This window comes from Parenemella sanctibonifatiensis (assembly GCF_002250565.1).
Lineage (GTDB): Bacteria > Actinomycetota > Actinomycetes > Propionibacteriales > Propionibacteriaceae > Parenemella > Parenemella sanctibonifatiensis.
Map to the genome: position 1 here is coordinate 205888 of NZ_NMVJ01000007.1, position 17738 is coordinate 223625.

Sequence of the window (17738 nt, forward strand, 5' to 3'; positions counted from 1 at the left end):
GGCGCGCGTACCGGATCGTTTCTCAGTAGATGCGGACAGCGAAATCACGCTCCCTGGTGATGAAGAACAGGCCGCCGAGCAGCGCCATGCCGATGCTCCACGCCGCCGAGATCGCCCACAGGTGCCATGCCGGCATGGTGGCGTGTTGCAGCAGCTGGGTGTAGCCGGTGAGCATGGCGTACATCGGGTTGAGGATCGCCAACTGGGCGACCTCACCGAGCCGGCTCAAATCGGCACCGGTCCACAGCACCGGCGAGAGATAGAGCCACAGCCGGTTGATGTAGGGCAGGAAGGACTGGGTGTCGCGGAAATAGACCTGCAGGGCGGCGAAGAAGCACGCCAGGCCGGCGCCGAAGAGCACCATGAAGGCCGCGAAGACCAGCGACAGCAACATCAACGGCGACCACGGATTGCCGGTGAAGAGCTGGAAGATGAGGATCACCGGGACGGTCGGCAAGAACCGGAAGACCGCGGTCCGCACCACCGACAGCGGGATCAGGATCCGGGGGAAGGCCGTGTTGAGTAGCAGCTTGCCGGCGGTGGTGACCGAGGAAGCGCCGGAGGTCATCGCGGTGGTGACCATCGTGAAGATGAACAGGCTGCCGGTCAGGTGGGTGAAATATTCGGGGTTGTCCTTGCCGCGGCCGGTGAGGATGTTGACGAGCAGGAAATAGACCCCGGCCAGCAGCACTGGATTCAGCACCAGCCACAGCTGCCCGAACACAGTGTTGGAGTTGGCGCTGCGGATGTTGGCGCGGGAATACTCCGCGGCGAAGGCGCGACGGCGCCAGGTCTCACGCAGGTACGCCGGCAGCCTCGGCAGGCCCCCGGCCTGGGTGCTGTAGCGGTTGTAGACCGGCGCAAACTCGCGGTCGTCGGTGGCGGTACTCATCGGTCGGAAGCCTACGCGGTCCGGGCGCTGTGGTGCGTGATCTGCGCGGCGTACGGGTGAGTGGGCTCAGCGCTGCTGCCATTGGTCGGGCGCGGAATACCAGCTCTGGGCCGAGGGAGCTGACTGCTGTGCGTCCCACTGCTCATCGAACTGCTGCGCATCCAGTTGCGGCCCCAGTGCGGTGTGCCGCGCGGCCTGCCGCTGCAGCCAGGCGCCGTGGTAGTCCTGCAGCACCTGACTCACCATGGTGTTGTTGCTCCGCCCGGGCACCACCGGCATCAGCATCTTCGGCGCCACTGCGAAGGAGCACTTGTAGAGGGTGAGGTTGCCCCAGGTCTGGAAGCGAGTCCAGCCCGACCGGGCGGCCCGCCACCCCTGAGGGTCGTGCAGCACCACCCGAGCGGCGGTGTTGCCCATTCGGCTGAAGTGCTTGATCTCCTTGACCTGGTCCCAGCTGATCCAGCCGCTCTGGGCGCCGGCGTTGGACTCGAAGCCGTCATGGGTGACGCGCAGCCCGAACGGCGCCTTCTTCATCTCGGAGAAGGTGCTGACGTTGATCGCGATCGCCAGCGAGGTGAGCAGGAGACCGACCCCGGTCAGGATCGGGCCAGGGCTCTCCAACAGGACCGCGGCCAAGAGGGACAGGACCATGACCACAGCGGCGAACGCGCCGATCACCCACATGGTCGTCAACCAGCCCTGGACGGTGGACTTGTTGATGGGGACAACGACCTCGGGCGGCAACGGCGGGCGCTCGTCAGGATTGGTCACCGCACCAGTCTCTCCCGTCCACCGGGTCACGGCAACCGTGCGGCCCGGCGTACCCGATGGCCGTCAGTGGCGCCGCAGGCCCACGTACGCCGCTGCGGCCGCCAACAGCGCACCGATGCCGAGGACGCTGCCCAACCCGGTCATCTCACCGGTTTCGGGCAGTCGGGTCGGGCTGGCGGTCGGAGCGGTCGGCGAGGGATCCGCTGGTGTGGTGGGGCTGGGCTCGGTGGGGCTGGGTTCGGTCGGGCCGGGCTCGGTCGGCGATGGTGTCGGAGTCGGCTCGCCCGCTGCTACCGCCGAGGTCTGGGCCGTGACGATGCGAACCAGCCGAGTGTCCGAGTCGGTCCACAGGTTGCCCCACCGGTCGATGTCCAGGCGCCAGCCCACCGAGCGGGGAGTGGCGATCTCGGTCAGCTCGAAATTGCCGGCCGCGGCCGCCTCCGGGTCGAAGCTGATCAGGTGACCGGCGAGGTTGGCATAGATGAGGCCGTCGGCAGCCTGGATCAACTCACCGCGCTGGCCCCCGATGAGACCGTCGCCGTCACCCCAGGGCAGGTCGAAGCGCTGCAGCACCTCTTCGCTGACGGGGTCCATCACCACGAGCTGACCATGACCCCACAGCCACAGCAGCCCCTGCGCGTCGGTGGTCACCGCCGAGATCGCGCGGGCTCCCTCGATGGGAGTCAGCTCCCGCACTTCCTCGGTGGCCGGGTCAAAGACCAGCAGTATGGCCTGGTCTTCGGTCGGCTGGTGGGTGTAGCCGAAGTAGATGTTGCCGGCGCCGAAGATCTTGCCGCCGGCCGCGGTCAGGTCGTTGACCGACTGGGCACCGATCGGAGCCTCGAGGACGGTGCACTCCTCGGTGCTCAGGTCCAGCCAACCGAAGGCGCCGGCCGAGCCACCGCCACCGGCCTGGGTGCCGAAGTAGAGCCGGTCATCGACCGCCAGCAGACCGTAGGGACGGTCCTGGTCGTGGCCGACCTCGCAGACCACCTGCGGGGCCACCGCCGGGGTCGACTGCAGGTCCTCGGGCGCGAACCGTTCGATGTTGCCGGTCGGATAGCGGCCGACATAGATCGCCCCGTCGTGGCTGATCATCTCCTCGTTCTGCCCGCCCACGACGTACGTGGAGTGATCGGGCCGCATCGGGGCTTGGGCGCCGGTGCCACCGACCAGATAGCCGGAGGTGTAGATGTTGTCGTCGGGCCCGACCGTGATGGAGTTGATCCGGGTCGAGACCTGGGGCTGGTTCTCCACCAGGAACTGACCGTACGCCTCGGTCTCGAGGTTGTAGCGCACCAAGTAGCCGCCGGCATTCAGGCCGACGACGGTCTGACCGGGCCATTCCGGATCGGGGATTTCGATGGTGTCCCAGCGGCGCGACGCGATGCCGGGCGTCTCTGCGGGCGTCTCTCGTTCTGCCTGGGCGATGAGCTCCTGATTGTCGATGTCGTCCCCGGACAGATCCAGGGCGTCCAGCGCGGCCAGGTCGAGCTCGATGATGCGACGGTCCTCGACGTTCTTGTTGTAGTAGATCTTGCCGTCGGTCGGCTTGGAGGAGCCGTTGTACCAGACCGGGCCGATCTCGCCGATGTTCTCGGCGACCAAGGCGCCGTCACCGTCGCGCCCCACCTTGAGAATCACGAGGCGGTCGGTCGAGGAGTTGCCGGGTCCGGTCCACGCGATGACGTAGCCGTCGCGCGCCTCGACGCCGTAGACCCAGTTCTGGTCCCGCATGAAGTCGCTGTGCTCGGCCAGATCGACACAGTCGGTGTCGTCGTCGATCGAGCAGCCGAAGAGATGTGCCGTCCCGGGTCCGGTCCCGGTGCCGGTGAACACGGTGCGAGTGGTGTTCTCGTAGGTGAGGGGACGGGCGTACGCCGCGTCGCTGGTGAGCGGCTGGTCGCCGAACTCGTGGAAGCCGGGTGCTTGGTCGACGTCGAGGCCCTCTTCGACGTAGGAGTACATCTTGGCGCCGGACCAGCCGGCGGTGGGCTCACCCCAGGTCGAGCCGTAGGCGATGCCGTCCTCGTCGAAGTCGACGTCGTAGAGGAAGCCGACATGCTCCATCGGCGGGGCGCCGACGTTGACGGCCTCGGCCTCGCCCGGCGTCCACAGCCACAGCGCCGGGGCGCCGTAACCGGCGACGTACACCGTGCCGGTGACGGGATTCTGGCGGATTCCCCAGGAGCCCGTCAGGCCGGGCATTTCGACGGTCTGGGTGATCTCCTGGGTCACGATGTCGACGACCGTGAGGATGGCGGGCGAGGTCGCCGAGCCGGTGCCGACGGTGAAGACGACCGCGCGGCCGTCCTCATCGAAGCCGGCATCCATCGAGAAGTACTGCGCGTTCTTGGTGACTTGCGGTTCGGTGACGGTGCCGGCCGCGCTGACCAACACCTGGTCGACGGTGGCGGCGGTGCCGGTGATGAGCACCCGTACGCCGTCGGCCCCGGCGGGACGGTCCGCGCGGACCACCAACAGACCCTCGGCGTCGACGCGGCCGGGCTCGCTGACCCCGACCGGTTCCTCACCGGCGAGCCATTGCAGCCGCAGCTCGGTGACACCGTCGGTCTCCACCACGTCGGCGAAGGCGGTGAAGTCATCGCCCTCGTTGAGCGGCTGCGGATCCGAGGCCACCGTCGGCGTCGCGCAGTCCCCGGTCGCTTCCAGGCGCAGCGAGTTGGCGCCCTCGGTGGACTGGTCGGTGGTGATCGAGGAGGCACCGGAGCAGTCCGCTGCGGGCGTACCGTCGATGGTCGTCGACGACCAACCGGTCAGATTCTCCTCGAAACTGTGGTTGGTGAGCGCGATCTCGGAGGTCGCTTCGGGGATGTCCTGAGCGTGCGCGGAGCCGGGCAGCAACGCGAGGGTGAGGCCGAAGCTCGCGGCGACCAGGCCAGCGGTCCGGAGCGGGTGATGAGATGTCACGGGGTCCCTTCGTTGGGTGCTCCCCACACCCTAAGCAACGAGGCGCGCCCAATGGAAGTGCAACAACCGATTTCTATTTCCGCGGGTACGCCGCCGGTCCGCACGTACGCGGCGGCGGCCCGGACGAATCCGGACCGCCGCCCTCACCCAGCCCCCCGGCTGGGGAGCCCGCTCAACAGGGACTCATGCGTCGGCCAGCGCCGCCACCGGCGGGACCTTCGCCGCCTTCTGGCCCGGCGCGATCGAGGCGACCACGGCGGCCAGCAACGCGACCACGACCACCGCGGTGAGCTGGATCCCGTAGACCGCGAAGACGGGCTCGCCGTAATTGAACTGCGTCGACGCCGCCCAGTTCGCCAACGCGCCGAAGCCGAACCCGGCACCGACACCGACCAGGACGGCCGCGCCGGCCAACAGCAGCGCCTCGTAGCTGAGCATCTGACGCAGCTGCCCGCGCTGGACACCCAGCGCCCGGAGCAGCCCGGACTCCTGGGTGCGTTCCAGCACCGACAGGCCCAGGGTGTTGCCGACGCCGACCAGGGCGATCAGGACCGCCACCCCGAGCAGCACCGTGATCACCATCACCAGGATGCCGATCACCTCATTCATCGCGTCGACCAGCAGCGCAGCGCCGTTGACGTCTGCGGTGGGCAGCAGGTCCTGCAGCGTCACGGTCACGTCCCGGGCGGCCTCGGTCGAATCAAGCGCCACCCACCACAGCTGCAGTCCGGTGTCAGGGACCAGCGCGGCGTACGTCTGAGGCGCGACCAGCGGGATCCCGGCCCCGTACGCGTGCACCACCCGCAGCTCGCGGGATTCGCCGGTCTCCGGATTGGTGATGGTGACCAGTTCGCCGGCCTCGTAGGACGCGTCCGGACTCATCAGGATCTCGTCGGCGGCCGGCACCGGGAACTGCTGTCGGGTGACCTGGTCCAGTTCCGCGGTCCGCGGCGCGATCATCCCCTCGGACGTCTGACCGTACGCCGTCGGCACGATCTGGCGTACCCCTTCGACGGCGCTGGCCTCGGTCCGCACACTGTCAGCCGGCGGCTCAGTCGGGATGACCATCAGGTCGACCGGATAGCGGCGTTCCAGCTCGGCGGCGGTGGTCGCCGACAGGCTGGCCGACGCCACCTGGAGAGTGACGACCAGACCGACGGCGAGCATCAGTGCCGTGGCGGTGGTGGCGCTCCGGCCCGGGTTGCGGCGAGTGTTCGAGACCGCCAACTTGCCGGTGGTGCCGGGCAGCAGCTTGCCCAACAACCCGGTCAGCGCGGTGACATACAGCGGCGCGGCGAGCAGGACTCCGAGGGCCAGCAGGGCCGATCCGGCGATGGCGAGCAGCAGCGCGGAGTCGGTGTTGACGAAGGCCAACCCGATCACCCCGACGCCCGCCAGGCCCAGCACTCCGGCGACGATCCCGCGTCCGACCGACGCACGGCGGGTGACCGCGGCGGTGTCGGGCCGCAATGATTCCAGCGGATGTACGCGGGTGGCCTTGAGGATCGGCAGCACTGACGCTGCCAGCGTCAGGACGACACCGAACACCCAGGAACCGGCCAACTGCAGCGGGTCAAGTGCCAGCCCGAAACCGAGCGAACCGGCCAGCCACGACACCGCGGCGCCGACGCCGATGCCGAGCAGGACGCCCAGGGCCGAGCCGGCGGCACCAATGACGACCGCCTCGATGGTGAAGCCCGCGCGTACCTGACCGCGATGGGCGCCGATGGTGCGCAGCAGACCGAGTTGGCGGCGCCGTTGGGTGATGAGGATGGTGAAGGTGTTGGCGATGATGATCGCTCCGACCAGAGCAGCGATGGCGGCGAAGCTCATCAGCATCATCGTCGGCGCGGCCGCATCGGTGGTGAGCTCTGCCAGTGCCGCGTCTGCGTACTCACGGGCCGTGTGGACGGTGGTGCCCGCCGGCGCCTGGGCCTGCAGATCGGACTGGAGTGCGGCCAGGTCGGTGCCCGGTTCGGCCATCACCAACCAGGCGTCCGGCACCAGCGGCATCTCCGGATCGGAGGTGAAGTCGTCAGGATGGAGCAGCCCGACCTGGCCGCCGCCCATCGCCTGGCTCGGCGACAGGATGCCGACCACGGGCACCGGCTTGTCGAGCTGCAGCGTGTCGCCGACCCCGATCTCCAAGGCCGAGGCCAAGTCCTGGTCGATGGCGACCTCGCCGGGGCGTTCCGGGACCCGACCCTCGCGGGGCTGCAGCCACAGCAGATCCGGGTCCGAGGGCACCGAGTACGCCTGCAGCCAGGTTCGGGTGCTGCCCCGTTCGATGTCAAAGTAGGTGCTGTACTGCGGCTCGTAGGTCTTCACCCCGGGCATCTGGCCCAGCTTGTCCAGCCCTTCGACGGCGTACGGGTCCTCCGGGACGACGACCAGATCGGCCCGCGAGGAGGATTCGGTCTGCCCGAAGGCCATCGCCCGATTCTGGGTGCCCACGAAGACGAAGGTGGCCGCGACGAAGCCGACCGAGATGGCGATGGCGATGATGACCGCGATGACGCGGCGCGGATGGTGTCGAAGTTCGGCGAGGCTGACCTTGATCATCGGCGATCACCCAGTCGCGACATCGCCGCCAGCAGGCCGTGCTCCTCGGGGCTGTCGATGTCCTCGACGATCTGGCCGTCGGAGAGGATCAGCGCGCGGTCGGCGTACCCGGCGGCATGGGGATCATGGGTGACCATGACGATCGACTGACCGTCCTCGTCGCTGCAGCGTCGCAGATAGTCCAGCAACTGCTGGCCGGTGCGGGAATCCAGGGCGCCGGTCGGTTCGTCGGCGAAGAGCACCGCAGGACGGGTGATGAGGGCCCGGGCGATCGCGACGCGTTGCTGCTGCCCGCCCGACATTTCACCGGGCCGGTGATGGAGCCGTTCGGACAGACCCAGGGAGTCCACCAGTGAGTCCAGGTGGGCCCGGTCGGGCTTGCGGCCGGCCAGTTCCAGGGGCAACACGATGTTGTCGTACGCCGTCAGCGCCGGCAGCAGATTGAAGGACTGGAAGACAAACCCGACCCGGTCGCGGCGCAGCTTGGTGAGCTTGCGGTCGCTCATCGCCGAGATCTCCTCGCCGGCCAGGAAGACCTGCCCCGAGGTGATCGCGTCGAGGCCGGCCAGGCAGTGCATCAGGGTGGACTTGCCCGAGCCGGACGGGCCCATGATCGCGGTGAAGGAACCCTCGGCGAGCTCGACGCTGATGTTGTCGACGGCGGTGACGGCAGTGCGGCCCTCGCCGTACTGCTTGGTGAGGTTGAGCGCGCTCGCCGCCGCGGTGCGGATCCGGCGCGCGGCGGTGGTGGGTGCTGACATGGTGACTCCTCTGTGCCAATGGAGGTCCGGGGGTTGACCATGCCCGAGGCTAGGCGTCCCGGGCTCGCCGCGGATCCCCCTGGACGCCCTGCTCGGTCCACCCAGGGCCCCCTGCTCGTCCCGTCGGGAACGACCACGGTGCTACCCGATAGCCTGACCGGTGGCACTGCCGCCCACCCCACTCCCCAAGGAACACCCCATGGTCAATGCTGACACCACCCTTTCCCGTCGCGCCGTCCTGCAACTCGCAGGAGCGGGCGCCGTGACAGTCGCCACGGCCGCGGCGTGGCTGCCGGAGGCCGGCGCTGCAGCAACCGTGACGGCCCGGGCGCTGAGCAACCCCGGCTTCGAGGAAGCCGGCACCGCGATCCCCGGCTGGCAGTCGGTGACCGGCGCGGATGCCTTTTCGATCACCACCGAGGTGGCCGCCGAGGGTGGCCAGGCCCTCCGGGTGAGCGCCACGGGCGCGGCTCGGCTCCGCAGCAGCAGCGTCCAGATCACGCCCGGCCAGTACTACGCCGTGCTGGTGCAGGGCTGGTGGACCGCCGGCGCTCCGGAGCTCACCCTGCGGTTCCTCGACGCTGACGGCGCGGAGGTGGCAGCACGCGACCGCAGCCACGCCGGACTGAAGGCTGATCAGTGGTACTGGCTGAGCGTCGCCGGCCACGCACCCGAGGGGGCAGCGACGGCGTACGTCACGATCGGTGCCGCGGCGGCGGCGACCTTCGTGGCCGATGACGTACGCCTGGTGGAGACCGCGCCCAAGGTGGAGACCTTCGCGTACGCAGTGGAGGAGATTGCCGTCACCGGGATGACCCGGCACGACGATCGGCACTATGTCGTCACCCGCAACCAGACGCCGGCCCAACTCGGTGAGTACGACCGCGGCACCGGCGAGCTGACCGGACAATGGGAGCTGTCGGAGGGCATCGGCGCCTGGACTCCGGTCGCGACCGAGGAGGCCATCTTCCTGGCGACCTTCACCGGCGGTGCGATCCATCGGCTCGACCTTGGCACCCGTGAGGTCTCGACCGTCGGGCACTTCACCGAGGACGACGTCACCGTGTACGGGATGGTGATGGCCGCCGACGGCAACCTCTACTGCGTCACCTATCCCGACTGCGCGCTCTGGCGGGTCGATCCGGCGACCGGCGCCGGCGAGCGGGTCGCCGAGCTCGGCGAGGGCGAGCTCTACGGCCGCGGCATCGCCACCGAGGGCAACGACATCGTGGTGTGCACCACCAGCCCCGGCGGTGTGTACCACTACGACATCAGCAGCGGCGCCCTCACTGACATCACCCCGGGTGACCGGTCCGCATTCATCGCCGTCGGGATCCGGGACGGCAAGGTCTGGGCCACGTACGGGCCGCGGGTGGTGGAGTTCACGCTGACCGGCGAGGTGCTGCGGCGGTGGCAACTGGCCGGATCCCAGATCGACACCATGGGCGTGTTGGAGGACGGTTCGGTCGCCGTCTGGATGCGCCCCACCGGGCACGTGCACCGGCTGGCCCCGGATGCCGAGGAGTTTGAGGATCTCGGTACGCCCGCCGCCGAGCAGGAAGGCCGGGCGCTCATCCTGGAGGCCGACGGGCGGCTCGGCGGCCTGGCCGGCAACGGGCTGCTGTGGTCCTGGTCGGCGGCCGGCTTCGACACCGACGACCTGAACCTGTCCGACCTGGTCGGCTCCACGGTCGTGCAGCACCTGTGTGTGATGCCGAACGGAATGGTGGCCACGTCCGGCACCGACGTCCACATCCACCGCCGACCCCGGTCGGGGGAGCGTGCAGTCCGGGTGCCGTTCGCGGGGACGCCGATGCGACTGGCGTACGGCGACGGAGCCCTGTGGGCGGCGACCTATCCGCGGACCGAGGTCTATCGGATCCAGCCCGGCAGCTGGCTCACCGAGCGGATCGGCGCCATCGGCAACGGCCAGTACCGCCCATACGCGATGCACTACGACGAGGGCCGGAATGCCATGGTGATCGCGACCGAACCGTCGTCGATTCCGGCCGGCGGTGCCGTCACGGTGGTCGATCTGGTCAGCCGTGAATTCACCAGTTGGGTCGCGCCCTTGGGTGGTCAGGCGGTCATCCACGCGACGGCGGGCGAGCGAACCTTCCTGTCGGGTGGCCTGTCCGACGAGCCGCCCTTGGTGGGGGAGATCGATCTGGACACCGGAGAGGTGGCGTGGACGGTGGCTCCGTTGCCTCACCTGCGCACCATCGAGTCGACCGTGCTCCACGAGGGGCTGCTCTATGGCGTGGCGCGCGGCAACGAATGGTTTGCCATCGATGTCGACAGTCATCAGGTGGTCCACACCGGCTGGCTGTCCGGCACCCATTCCTATGGCAACGTCGCGGTCCAGCAGGGACGGGTGGTGTTGCCGACCCATCGGAGCTTGGTCTTCGAGCTCGATGTGAACAAGCGCGACGCCCAGGTCCTCGCGGAGGGTGGCGAGGAGTCCTGGCGCCGGCCGCCGCAGTTCGGCTTCGACCGTCGCGGCACCGGGGCGTGGGGGCTGTCGGACCTGCGGCTGGCTCGCTGGGACCTGTCCGCGGATCACCTGCCGCAGTGAGGGGGTCTCAGGCGACGTACGCGGGCGCGCATCGCCGCACGCGGTGCGCGGGTGCGCGCGGGGTGGTGGAACCCGGCCCCGCCATCCTGGGGATCGCCTTCACCGGCGACGGTGCCGGTGGTGATGACGAGGACGACGACTGACGGCCTGGCCCCGGACGCGACAATGGGGCGGCTTCTGAGCCGCCCCATTGTCGTCTTTCCCCCATCCCGTGGGCCAAGCGAGCAGCCACTCGCTCAGGAACCGGCCCCGGGTGAGGATGCAGTGTCGGCGCACCCTCACCCGTGACTACGAGCCGGGGGTGGTGATCGGTTGCCTTCGATTCGTGAGGATTTCTTCCGGTCGTCAGGCCGCGTCGTCGCCGGTGGCGGCAGCGGCCTTGGCGCGCTTGCGGTTGCGCATCAGCCTCGCGATCACAAACCACAGCACCAAGGCGATGATGATGACGTAGACGAACTTGGAGATGACATCGGTCCACGGCTCGATGATGTGCCAGTTCTCGCCGAGGAAGAAGCCGAAGCTGACGAAGATCGCATTCCAGATCAGCGAACCGGCCGTGGTCAGCACGGTGAACTGGAACAGCGGCATCTTGTAGATGCCAGCGGGGATCGAGATCAGCGAACGAATGCCGGGGACCATTCGACCGAAGAAGATGCCGGCGCGGCCGTGTCGGTCGAACCAGGCCGCGGACTTGTCGAAGTCCTCCTCCTCGACCAGCGGCATCTTGCGGCAGATCCAGCGGATCCGGTCCGCCCCCAGGGCGTACCCGAGGCCGTAGAGCAGCCAGGCGCCGACCACCGAGCCGATCACGCTCCAGCCCAGGATCGCGAGGTAGTGGTGGTCGCCGCGACCGGCGGTGACGCCCGCCAACGGAAGGATGACTTCAGAGGGGATCGGTGGAAAGACGCATTCCAACAGCAACAGGACGGCCACTCCTGGGCCGCCCAAGGCAGTCATGATGGCAACTGCCCAATCAACGATGTTCACCGGTCGTATTTCCCTTCAGCGGCGTACGTTCCGCCCCGAGCCTAGTTGCTGGGACTGCGGTGCAGGCCCGACCACCGGCCCTCGCCGTGTCGCACCACAGTCACAGCGGAGCGGCTGGAGTTCTGGGTTGTTGAACCGTCAGCGACCGGCCAGGCCGGTCTCGTACGCCAGCAGCACCAGCGACACCCGGTCGCGGCACTCGAGCTTGGCGAGCAGCCGACCGATGTGGGTCTTGACGGTGCCCTCGGCCATGTAGAGGCGACTGGCGATCTCAGCGTTGGTGGCACCGCCGGCGATCTCGACCAGCACCTCGCGTTCCCGTTCGGTGAGCACGCTGAGGCGCTCGTCCTCGCCGCTGCCGCCCGGTCGGTCCGGCAGGGTCGGGATCACTTGGTCGAGCAGTCGGCGGGTGGCGCTGGGAGCGACCACCGAATCACCGGCGGCCACTGAACGGATCGCCTGCAGCAGCTCGTCGGGCCGAGCGTCCTTGAGCAGGAAGCCACTGGCGCCGGCCTTGAGGGCGGAGAAGACGTACTCGTCGAGGTCAAAGGTCGTCAGCACGAGCACATGCATCTCGGGATTGGCCTCGACGATCCGACGGGTCGCCTCGACGCCATCCATCACGGGCATCCGGATGTCCATCAGGACCACGTCGGCGCGACGGCTGGCGAGCTGGCGTACGGCGGAGTCCCCGTCCTCGGCCTCGCCGCAGACCCGCATGTCGTCCTGGGCGTCGATGAGCATCCGGAAGCCGTGTCGCACCAAGGACTGGTCGTCGACAAGGAAGACCCGGATCTGCGCGTCGTCGGTCATGGCGTCCTCTCGGATGCGGGACGCGGCTCGCCCCGATGGTTGTTCACCCTACTCAGTGGAATGAGGGCTGGGAGTCGGTGCTGGCGGTGCGTCGCTTCGGCAGCACCGGTTGCTTGGGCAGGCCGGTGGCCGACGGCGCCGGGGTGACCGGGCCGGCGGGGGCGCCGGTCGGCGTACGGTCCGATGCGGCAGGAGTTGGTGCGGGTCGTGCGGCGGGTGCGGGTCGCGGGACCGGGTTGGCGGCGGCTCGGCGCGAGGCGCTGCTCGGCGAGCCGGTCGGCCCCCACGGGAGCACCGCGTGGACCCGGTAGCCGTGGGTGTCGCCGGGGCGAGCTGAGAGTCGACCACCCATGGCGCCAACCCGCTCGCGCATCCCCTGGAGGCCATTGCCCATGCCATCGCCCTCGGCCGCCTTGCCGCGCCCGTTGTCGACCACGACGATGTCGAGGCAGTGCGGCAAGTAGCTGACCCGGACCTCGGCGGTGGCCTGCGGGCCGGCGTGCTTGAGCATGTTCGTGATCGATTCCTGGACCACGCGGTACGCCGTCAGCCCCAAAGCCGGGGACACGTGCGCCGGCGGGGTGCCCTTCTCGATCAGCAGGATCCGGCTGCCGGTCCGGGCCACCATCTCGCGGATGTCCTCCAAGCCGGGGGTCGGGGCGTACTCCTCGGACTCTCCGGACGGATTGCGCAGGACGCCGACGATCCGGCGCAGATCGCCCAGCGCCTCGCGGCTGGTGTCGGCGATGGTGTCGAGCACCTCGGCGGCAGCCTCGGGCTTCTTCACGGCCATCGCGCGGCCGCCTTCGGCCTGCACCACAATCACCGACAGTGAGTGGGCGACGATGTCGTGCAGCTCGCGGGCGATCTGGTTGCGGGCGTTCGCCTCGGCGGTACGGGAACGTTCCTCACGTTCGATCAGCGCCAGCCGTTGCTGGTGGGCCTTCATCCGGGCCGTGGTCTCGCGGGTGAGGGCGTCTTCGCGGACCCGGCGGCCGATCAGGTAGGAGGTGGTGACCAGGCCCAGACACACGAAGGTGAAGGCGGCCGCAAAGACGAAGTGGACGATGAATTCGGCGCCGCCGATGGTGCCGGCCCAGCGGGCCGGCCCCAAGACCGAGCCGAGGATGCCGAGCCACACCGCCCACCGGCTGTCCCGGGAGGGGACCCAGCGGGCGACCGAGAAGACCGCAATCGGGACCACCATGATCGAGGCGAGCGGGTAGGGCGCCACGACGACCTGGAAGATGCCGGCGAGCCCCATCGCGGCGAGCATCACCATCGGATAGCTGCGCCGCAGCATCAGCGGGGCCACCATCATGCAGGAGGCCAGCATCCAGAGCCAGGCATCCAGGCTGTCAGATCGTTGGGCGGCCATGCCGACGTAGGGCAGCACCGTGAACGTGGCAAAGCTGACCGTCAGGACCGCGTCGATCGTGCGGTCCCGGGGCGTCACATCCGGGGCGGCGTACCTGTCGAGATTCACGGCCGCCAGCCTAAGCAGCCGTCGCGCGCTGGCCATCGGACTTCAGTCCTCGGCCGGCTGCGACTGCGGGCCTGCGGCCCACCAGGCCGCCCCGACCAGTGGGGACTCCTCGGTCCGTTCGGCAGGCAGCACCGGACGGTCCCAGCCCGCGTGGGCCAGGCCGCGTTCCAGATGGGAGGTGACCAACTCCCAGGAGGTTGCTATCGAACCACCCACCACCAGCACCTGGGCGTCGAAGGCGATCAGCGGCTCCGACAAGGCCTGGGCCAGGGCGGCGTACGCCTGCGCGAAGACGTCGACGGCGAGCTCATCGCCACGGCCGGCGCGGGCCGCGATCTCGCGTACGTCGTCATCGGCATGGTCAGCGGTCTCGGCGCGGGTGGTGTCGGAGCTGCGCTCTCGCCAGGCGGCGACGATGGCGCGGCGGGACACCACCTCCTCGAGAGGCTTGCCCTGATGGGTCAGGTAGTGCGCGCGGCCCTCGCGCGGCAGACCGGGATGATCGCCGATGACGTTGCCGTCGGCGATCCAGGCGGTGCCGATGCCGGTGCCGAGGGTGAGGTAGGCGCTCGGGTCGTGGTCGCGGCCAGTGCCGATCAGCGACTCACCCAGCCCGAAGGCCTCGGCGTCGTTGAGGAACCGGGCCTGCTGGATGCCGGCACCGTCGGCCAGCAGGGCGCCGACGTCGACACCGTTCAGGCTGTCGAACTTGCCGACCCCTTCGAAGCGACCGATGCCCGCCCGATAGTCGAACGGGCCCGGCATCGCGACGCCCCACGGCTGTTCGGGGTCGACACCGGCCAGCGCCAGCTCAGCGACCACCGCGGCAATCTCGCGGGCGAACACGTCCGCGCTGGCGTCGGCGGTGACCGGTCCGCGGGCCGACTGCACCACCGTCGCGGTGACGTCGTGCATCAGGCTGGGAGCCAGTTCGACGACGCCGGCGGTGGCATGGGTGCCGCCGACCTCGAGGACCGGCACCAGCCGCCGTCGGGAGGGACCAGAGTCTGGCCTGTTCATGGTCGGGAGTCTAGTGCCGTGGGGGTGGACCGGCCGGGGCCGGCCGGCGTACGCCTCAGCCGAGGATGCCCTCGCGCAGCGACTCCACCAGGTCGGTACGCGGGTGGTCGGCGTTGAGCTGGTCCACCGACAGTTCCATGTAGCGCTGGTCGATGCCGCCGGGGTCAGGCGACAGCAGGTAGCGGACCGGGCGCCACTGCGGGTTGACAGCGGCGATCGCGGCGCTGACCCGAGGATCACCCAGCGCGTCCAGCATCATCTGGAAGCAGGCCTCGGACCAGGCGGGGAAGTCCTCCTCGGACACCTGGTCGTGGCGCTGGTTCATCTGCTCGACCACGGCATCGGTCCTCGGCGCCGGCACCTCGCCGTTGGCCCATTCGTCGCGGAACCACCGGAAATAGTCGGGGTCCTCCTCGATGTCCATCTCCGCGAGTTGTTCCTCGGTGAAGAAGTCGGGCGCGATCGTCATCGGGTCGGAGTCGGTGACGAGGCACACCGCGTACAACTCCTGGTCGGCAACAGCGGGCAGTGCCGCACTGAGATCCGCGACGAGGGCATCGACCAAGTCGGAGGTCAGGTCGGTCAGATCCATGGGTTGATTCTTGCGCACCTGGGACACATGTCGCTGAATACCGCGCCCCAGCGGCGGTAGGTCGCGAAATGTGCGAGCAACAGCCGCTGGGGCGAACTTTTCTGCGAGGTCGGTGTTCTCGCGACGGCAGGCGTACGCCCTCAGGCCGGGTGGGTGCCGTCCTTGTCCACCGTCCACAGCCGATCTCCCACGGCCAGGCCCGTGAGGCGGGCATCGGGATCGAAGGCCGACAGCCGGCTGGTGACGGTTGGTTCGCCGCCGACCGGCACCTCGACGCCGAAGACGCCGGCGAGGACCAACTCGCACCAGGCGCCGGCTGAGCTGCAGGACCAGTCGATCAGATAGGGCCACTGACCGGGCGCCTTGCGGGCCCCGCCCTCCACCGGCGGGGCTGCCTCGTCGACGAAGTGAGCCTGGCCGGGCGGACCCTGACGGGTGGAACGCGCCAGCCCCACCATCCAGTCGGCGACCAGTTCGGCCGCGCCCAGCTCGATCGCGGACCGGGCCGAGTCCGGCGGCCAGGCCGGGTAGGCGCCGTTCCACTGGTGGTCGGGCCGCACCGAGAAGCCGGCATCGGGGTCCAGCGGGGACAACGCCCGCATCCAGTTCTCGGTGCGCAGCTCGGCGTCGAAGAACGCGACCATCTCCGCCCGCATCGCTTGAGGCAGATCCTCGGCGATGGTGGTGCCCACGGTCGCGAAGTCATAGCAGTGCCGGGTCTCCAACAGGCTGCCGTCGGGCTGGCGAGCGTGGAAGAAGCCATCGCCCTCCCGATACAGCTCCAGCACCTTGGGCAGCAGGGCGTCGGCTTCGGCACGCAGGTGCTCGGCGTCCTCGACACGCCCCTGCAGCTCGGACAGCTCCGCGGCCGTCCGCATCGCCCAGACGTTGGCTGCCTGCAGGCTGGCCACCTCATGAACATAGGTGGACACGCATTCCAGCAAGTTGTCGATGCCGCCGTAGTCGGCCAGCCCCGAGTCCGACCTCTTGTCCTGCCAGGCCAGAGCCCAGGCGCGTACGTGATCGCCCAGCTGGGACTGGTCCTCGCCGACCACCTCGTCAAGGATGCTCACGTCGCCGGTGAACCGGACGTAGTCGGCGACCAGCCGCACCAGGGCGTACTGATTGACCGAATACCAGTAGCCGACCGGGCCGCCGGTGAGCCATTCAGTGCTGAAGTGCTGATTGATGTCGAGGCCGGTCCAGTGCAGGATCTGCCGCCGCATCACCTTCGGATCCAACTGGGCGTGCACCATCGAGCTCAGCGAGTAGTCCCAGATGAACGTGGTGGTCTGCCAATACCGCGGCATCAGCGTGTCGTAGACCCGCCCCAGCACCGAGGCCGGGTTGTCGCGGCGGAACCATGCCACTCCCAGGGCGCCCCACCAATAGAGCTGTCGCAGCGCGTCGTTGGAGGTCTCCAGCATCGGGAGGTGCCCGCTGTAGAGGTCATTCCCGGGGGTGAAGAGGGCGGCCAGTTCCTCGTCCCAGGCTCGGGTCGAGGCGGTCAGCTGCCCCTCCAAGTCGTCGGCGATGCGACGGTACGCCGCGGTGGCCAGGTCGGCGTCGCCGGCGATCACATGGATGTAGCCGCCCTGCCAGGTCTGCCCGGGAGCCAACTCGATGCTGGTTTCAATGATCCGTGGCGTCGCCGAACGGTCCTCCAGCTCGCTGCCGTCGGCGGCCACCAACGCCTGCAGGCTGATCGCGCCGGCGCCCGCCGGCAGGCTCAACTCCTGGCTGCCGGGCACTCCGCCGCGGAGGGTGGTGGCGGATTCGGTGCCGGCCGGAGCCGGCCCGGGCGCCGCCCACCGGACTGAGGCCCGGGACCCATCGGGGCGTACCGGATCGCGCCACAGCGAGTTGTCGGCCTGCGGCGGCTCGGCGGCCAACCAGGGGTGGTCGGGCCGGGTGACGGTGGACTGCACCCACAGGCCGAGCCGCAACGTACGGGCCTCGACCGCAGTGTTGGTCACCGACAGTCGCACCAGCACTCCCGGCTCCCCGGGTGGGGTGACAGTGACGGTGTCGACCTGCCAGTCCTCGATGCGGGTACGCCGGTCGACCCGGTCCGGCCGCCACGTCACCTCCACCGGCTGGCCGTAGGACTCCGCCAGCCGGCCCTGCAGGTAGAGCCGGCCGGTGACGGTGTCGCCCTGGGAGATCGGCGGCACGTTGAGGGAGCGGACGGCGAGCACGTCATGGTCGACCTGGACGGTCGCCCAGTGGTTGGTCAGTCCGGGCGGGGAGAACATGTCGTCGAACTGGTCGGTCACGGTCGCACTGGTGAAGTCGGCGACGGTGGGGACGGTCACGGGTTCCTCCGGGTATTGGGTCTGGTCGGGCGT

General features: G+C 69.2%; 12 protein-coding genes. 1 reads left to right on the plus strand and 11 read right to left on the minus strand.

All coding sequences use genetic code 11. The features are described 5' to 3' along the window. Positions 1-22: 22 nt before the first annotated feature. The 5 genes from CGZ91_RS09125 to CGZ91_RS09145 form a co-directional block, all read right to left on the minus strand. Complete coding sequence (locus CGZ91_RS09125; RefSeq protein WP_094454478.1) at positions 23-892, minus strand: ABC transporter permease; 870 nt, start codon at positions 890-892, stop codon at positions 23-25. A gap of 66 nt (positions 893-958) precedes the next feature. Then, the gene (locus CGZ91_RS09130; protein WP_094454480.1) at positions 959-1663 is read right to left on the minus strand and encodes a hypothetical protein; all 705 of its coding nucleotides are present in this window, start codon (positions 1661-1663) and stop codon (positions 959-961) included. Between the two features lie 63 nt (positions 1664-1726). Then, entirely contained in the window at positions 1727-4594 is a 2868-nt protein-coding gene (locus CGZ91_RS09135) for an LPXTG cell wall anchor domain-containing protein (RefSeq protein ID WP_094454482.1), read from the minus strand. 183 nt (positions 4595-4777) lie between these two features. Further along, positions 4778-7156 (minus strand): FtsX-like permease family protein, encoded by a 2379-nt coding sequence (locus CGZ91_RS09140; protein WP_094454484.1) that lies wholly within the window; start codon positions 7154-7156, stop codon positions 4778-4780. Continuing rightward, on the minus strand, positions 7153-8022 hold the full coding sequence (locus tag CGZ91_RS09145) for an ABC transporter ATP-binding protein (protein ID WP_407670859.1): 870 nt from the start codon (positions 8020-8022) through the stop codon (positions 7153-7155). The genes CGZ91_RS09140 and CGZ91_RS09145 overlap by 4 nt, the downstream gene beginning before the upstream one ends. 94 nt (positions 8023-8116) lie before the next feature. On the opposite strand from CGZ91_RS09145, the gene CGZ91_RS09150 reads away from it, so the two are divergent. Beyond that, the gene (locus tag CGZ91_RS09150; RefSeq protein ID WP_094454488.1) at positions 8117-10492 is read left to right on the plus strand and encodes an NHL repeat-containing protein; all 2376 of its coding nucleotides are present in this window, start codon (positions 8117-8119) and stop codon (positions 10490-10492) included. A 345-nt stretch (positions 10493-10837) separates the two neighbouring features. Here the strand turns inward: CGZ91_RS09150 and CGZ91_RS09155 are convergent, their stop codons facing one another. The 6 genes from CGZ91_RS09155 to CGZ91_RS09180 form a co-directional block, all read right to left on the minus strand. Beyond that, a complete protein-coding gene (locus CGZ91_RS09155) occupies positions 10838-11479 on the minus strand; it encodes a DedA family protein (RefSeq protein ID WP_094454490.1) in 642 nt (213 codons plus the stop codon). Between the two features lie 138 nt (positions 11480-11617). Further along, the gene (locus CGZ91_RS09160; RefSeq protein ID WP_094454492.1) at positions 11618-12292 is read right to left on the minus strand and encodes a response regulator transcription factor; all 675 of its coding nucleotides are present in this window, start codon (positions 12290-12292) and stop codon (positions 11618-11620) included. A 52-nt stretch (positions 12293-12344) separates the two neighbouring features. Further along, positions 12345-13778, minus strand: coding sequence for a sensor histidine kinase (locus CGZ91_RS14840; protein WP_179229294.1), 1434 nt, complete (start codon positions 13776-13778; stop codon positions 12345-12347). A 42-nt stretch (positions 13779-13820) separates the two neighbouring features. Continuing rightward, on the minus strand, positions 13821-14798 hold the full coding sequence (locus CGZ91_RS09170; RefSeq protein ID WP_094449455.1) for an ROK family protein: 978 nt from the start codon (positions 14796-14798) through the stop codon (positions 13821-13823). 55 nt (positions 14799-14853) lie between these two features. Further along, entirely contained in the window at positions 14854-15390 is a 537-nt protein-coding gene (locus tag CGZ91_RS09175) for a DUF4303 domain-containing protein (RefSeq protein ID WP_144276852.1), read from the minus strand. 140 nt (positions 15391-15530) lie between these two features. After that, positions 15531-17705 carry a glucosidase family protein gene (locus CGZ91_RS09180; RefSeq protein ID WP_094454498.1) on the minus strand — a complete coding sequence of 725 codons (2175 nt, stop codon included), beginning with the start codon at positions 17703-17705 and terminating at the stop codon, positions 15531-15533. Positions 17706-17738: the final 33 nt, after the last annotated feature.

Excerpts from the sequence above, each read along its gene's own strand:
- CGZ91_RS09125 (WP_094454478.1), bottom strand. The coding sequence starts at position 892 with ATGAGTACCGCCACCGACGACCGCGAGTTTGCGCCGGTCTACAACCGC.
- CGZ91_RS09160 (WP_094454492.1), bottom strand. The coding sequence starts at position 12,292 with ATGACCGACGACGCGCAGATCCGGGTCTTCCTTGTCGACGACCAGTCC.
- CGZ91_RS09170 (WP_094449455.1), bottom strand. The coding sequence starts at position 14,798 with ATGAACAGGCCAGACTCTGGTCCCTCCCGACGGCGGCTGGTGCCGGTC.
- CGZ91_RS09140 (WP_094454484.1), bottom strand. The coding sequence starts at position 7,156 with ATGATCAAGGTCAGCCTCGCCGAACTTCGACACCATCCGCGCCGCGTC.
- CGZ91_RS09175 (WP_144276852.1), bottom strand. The coding sequence starts at position 15,390 with ATGGATCTGACCGACCTGACCTCCGACTTGGTCGATGCCCTCGTCGCG.
- CGZ91_RS09150 (WP_094454488.1), top strand. The coding sequence starts at position 8,117 with ATGGTCAATGCTGACACCACCCTTTCCCGTCGCGCCGTCCTGCAACTC.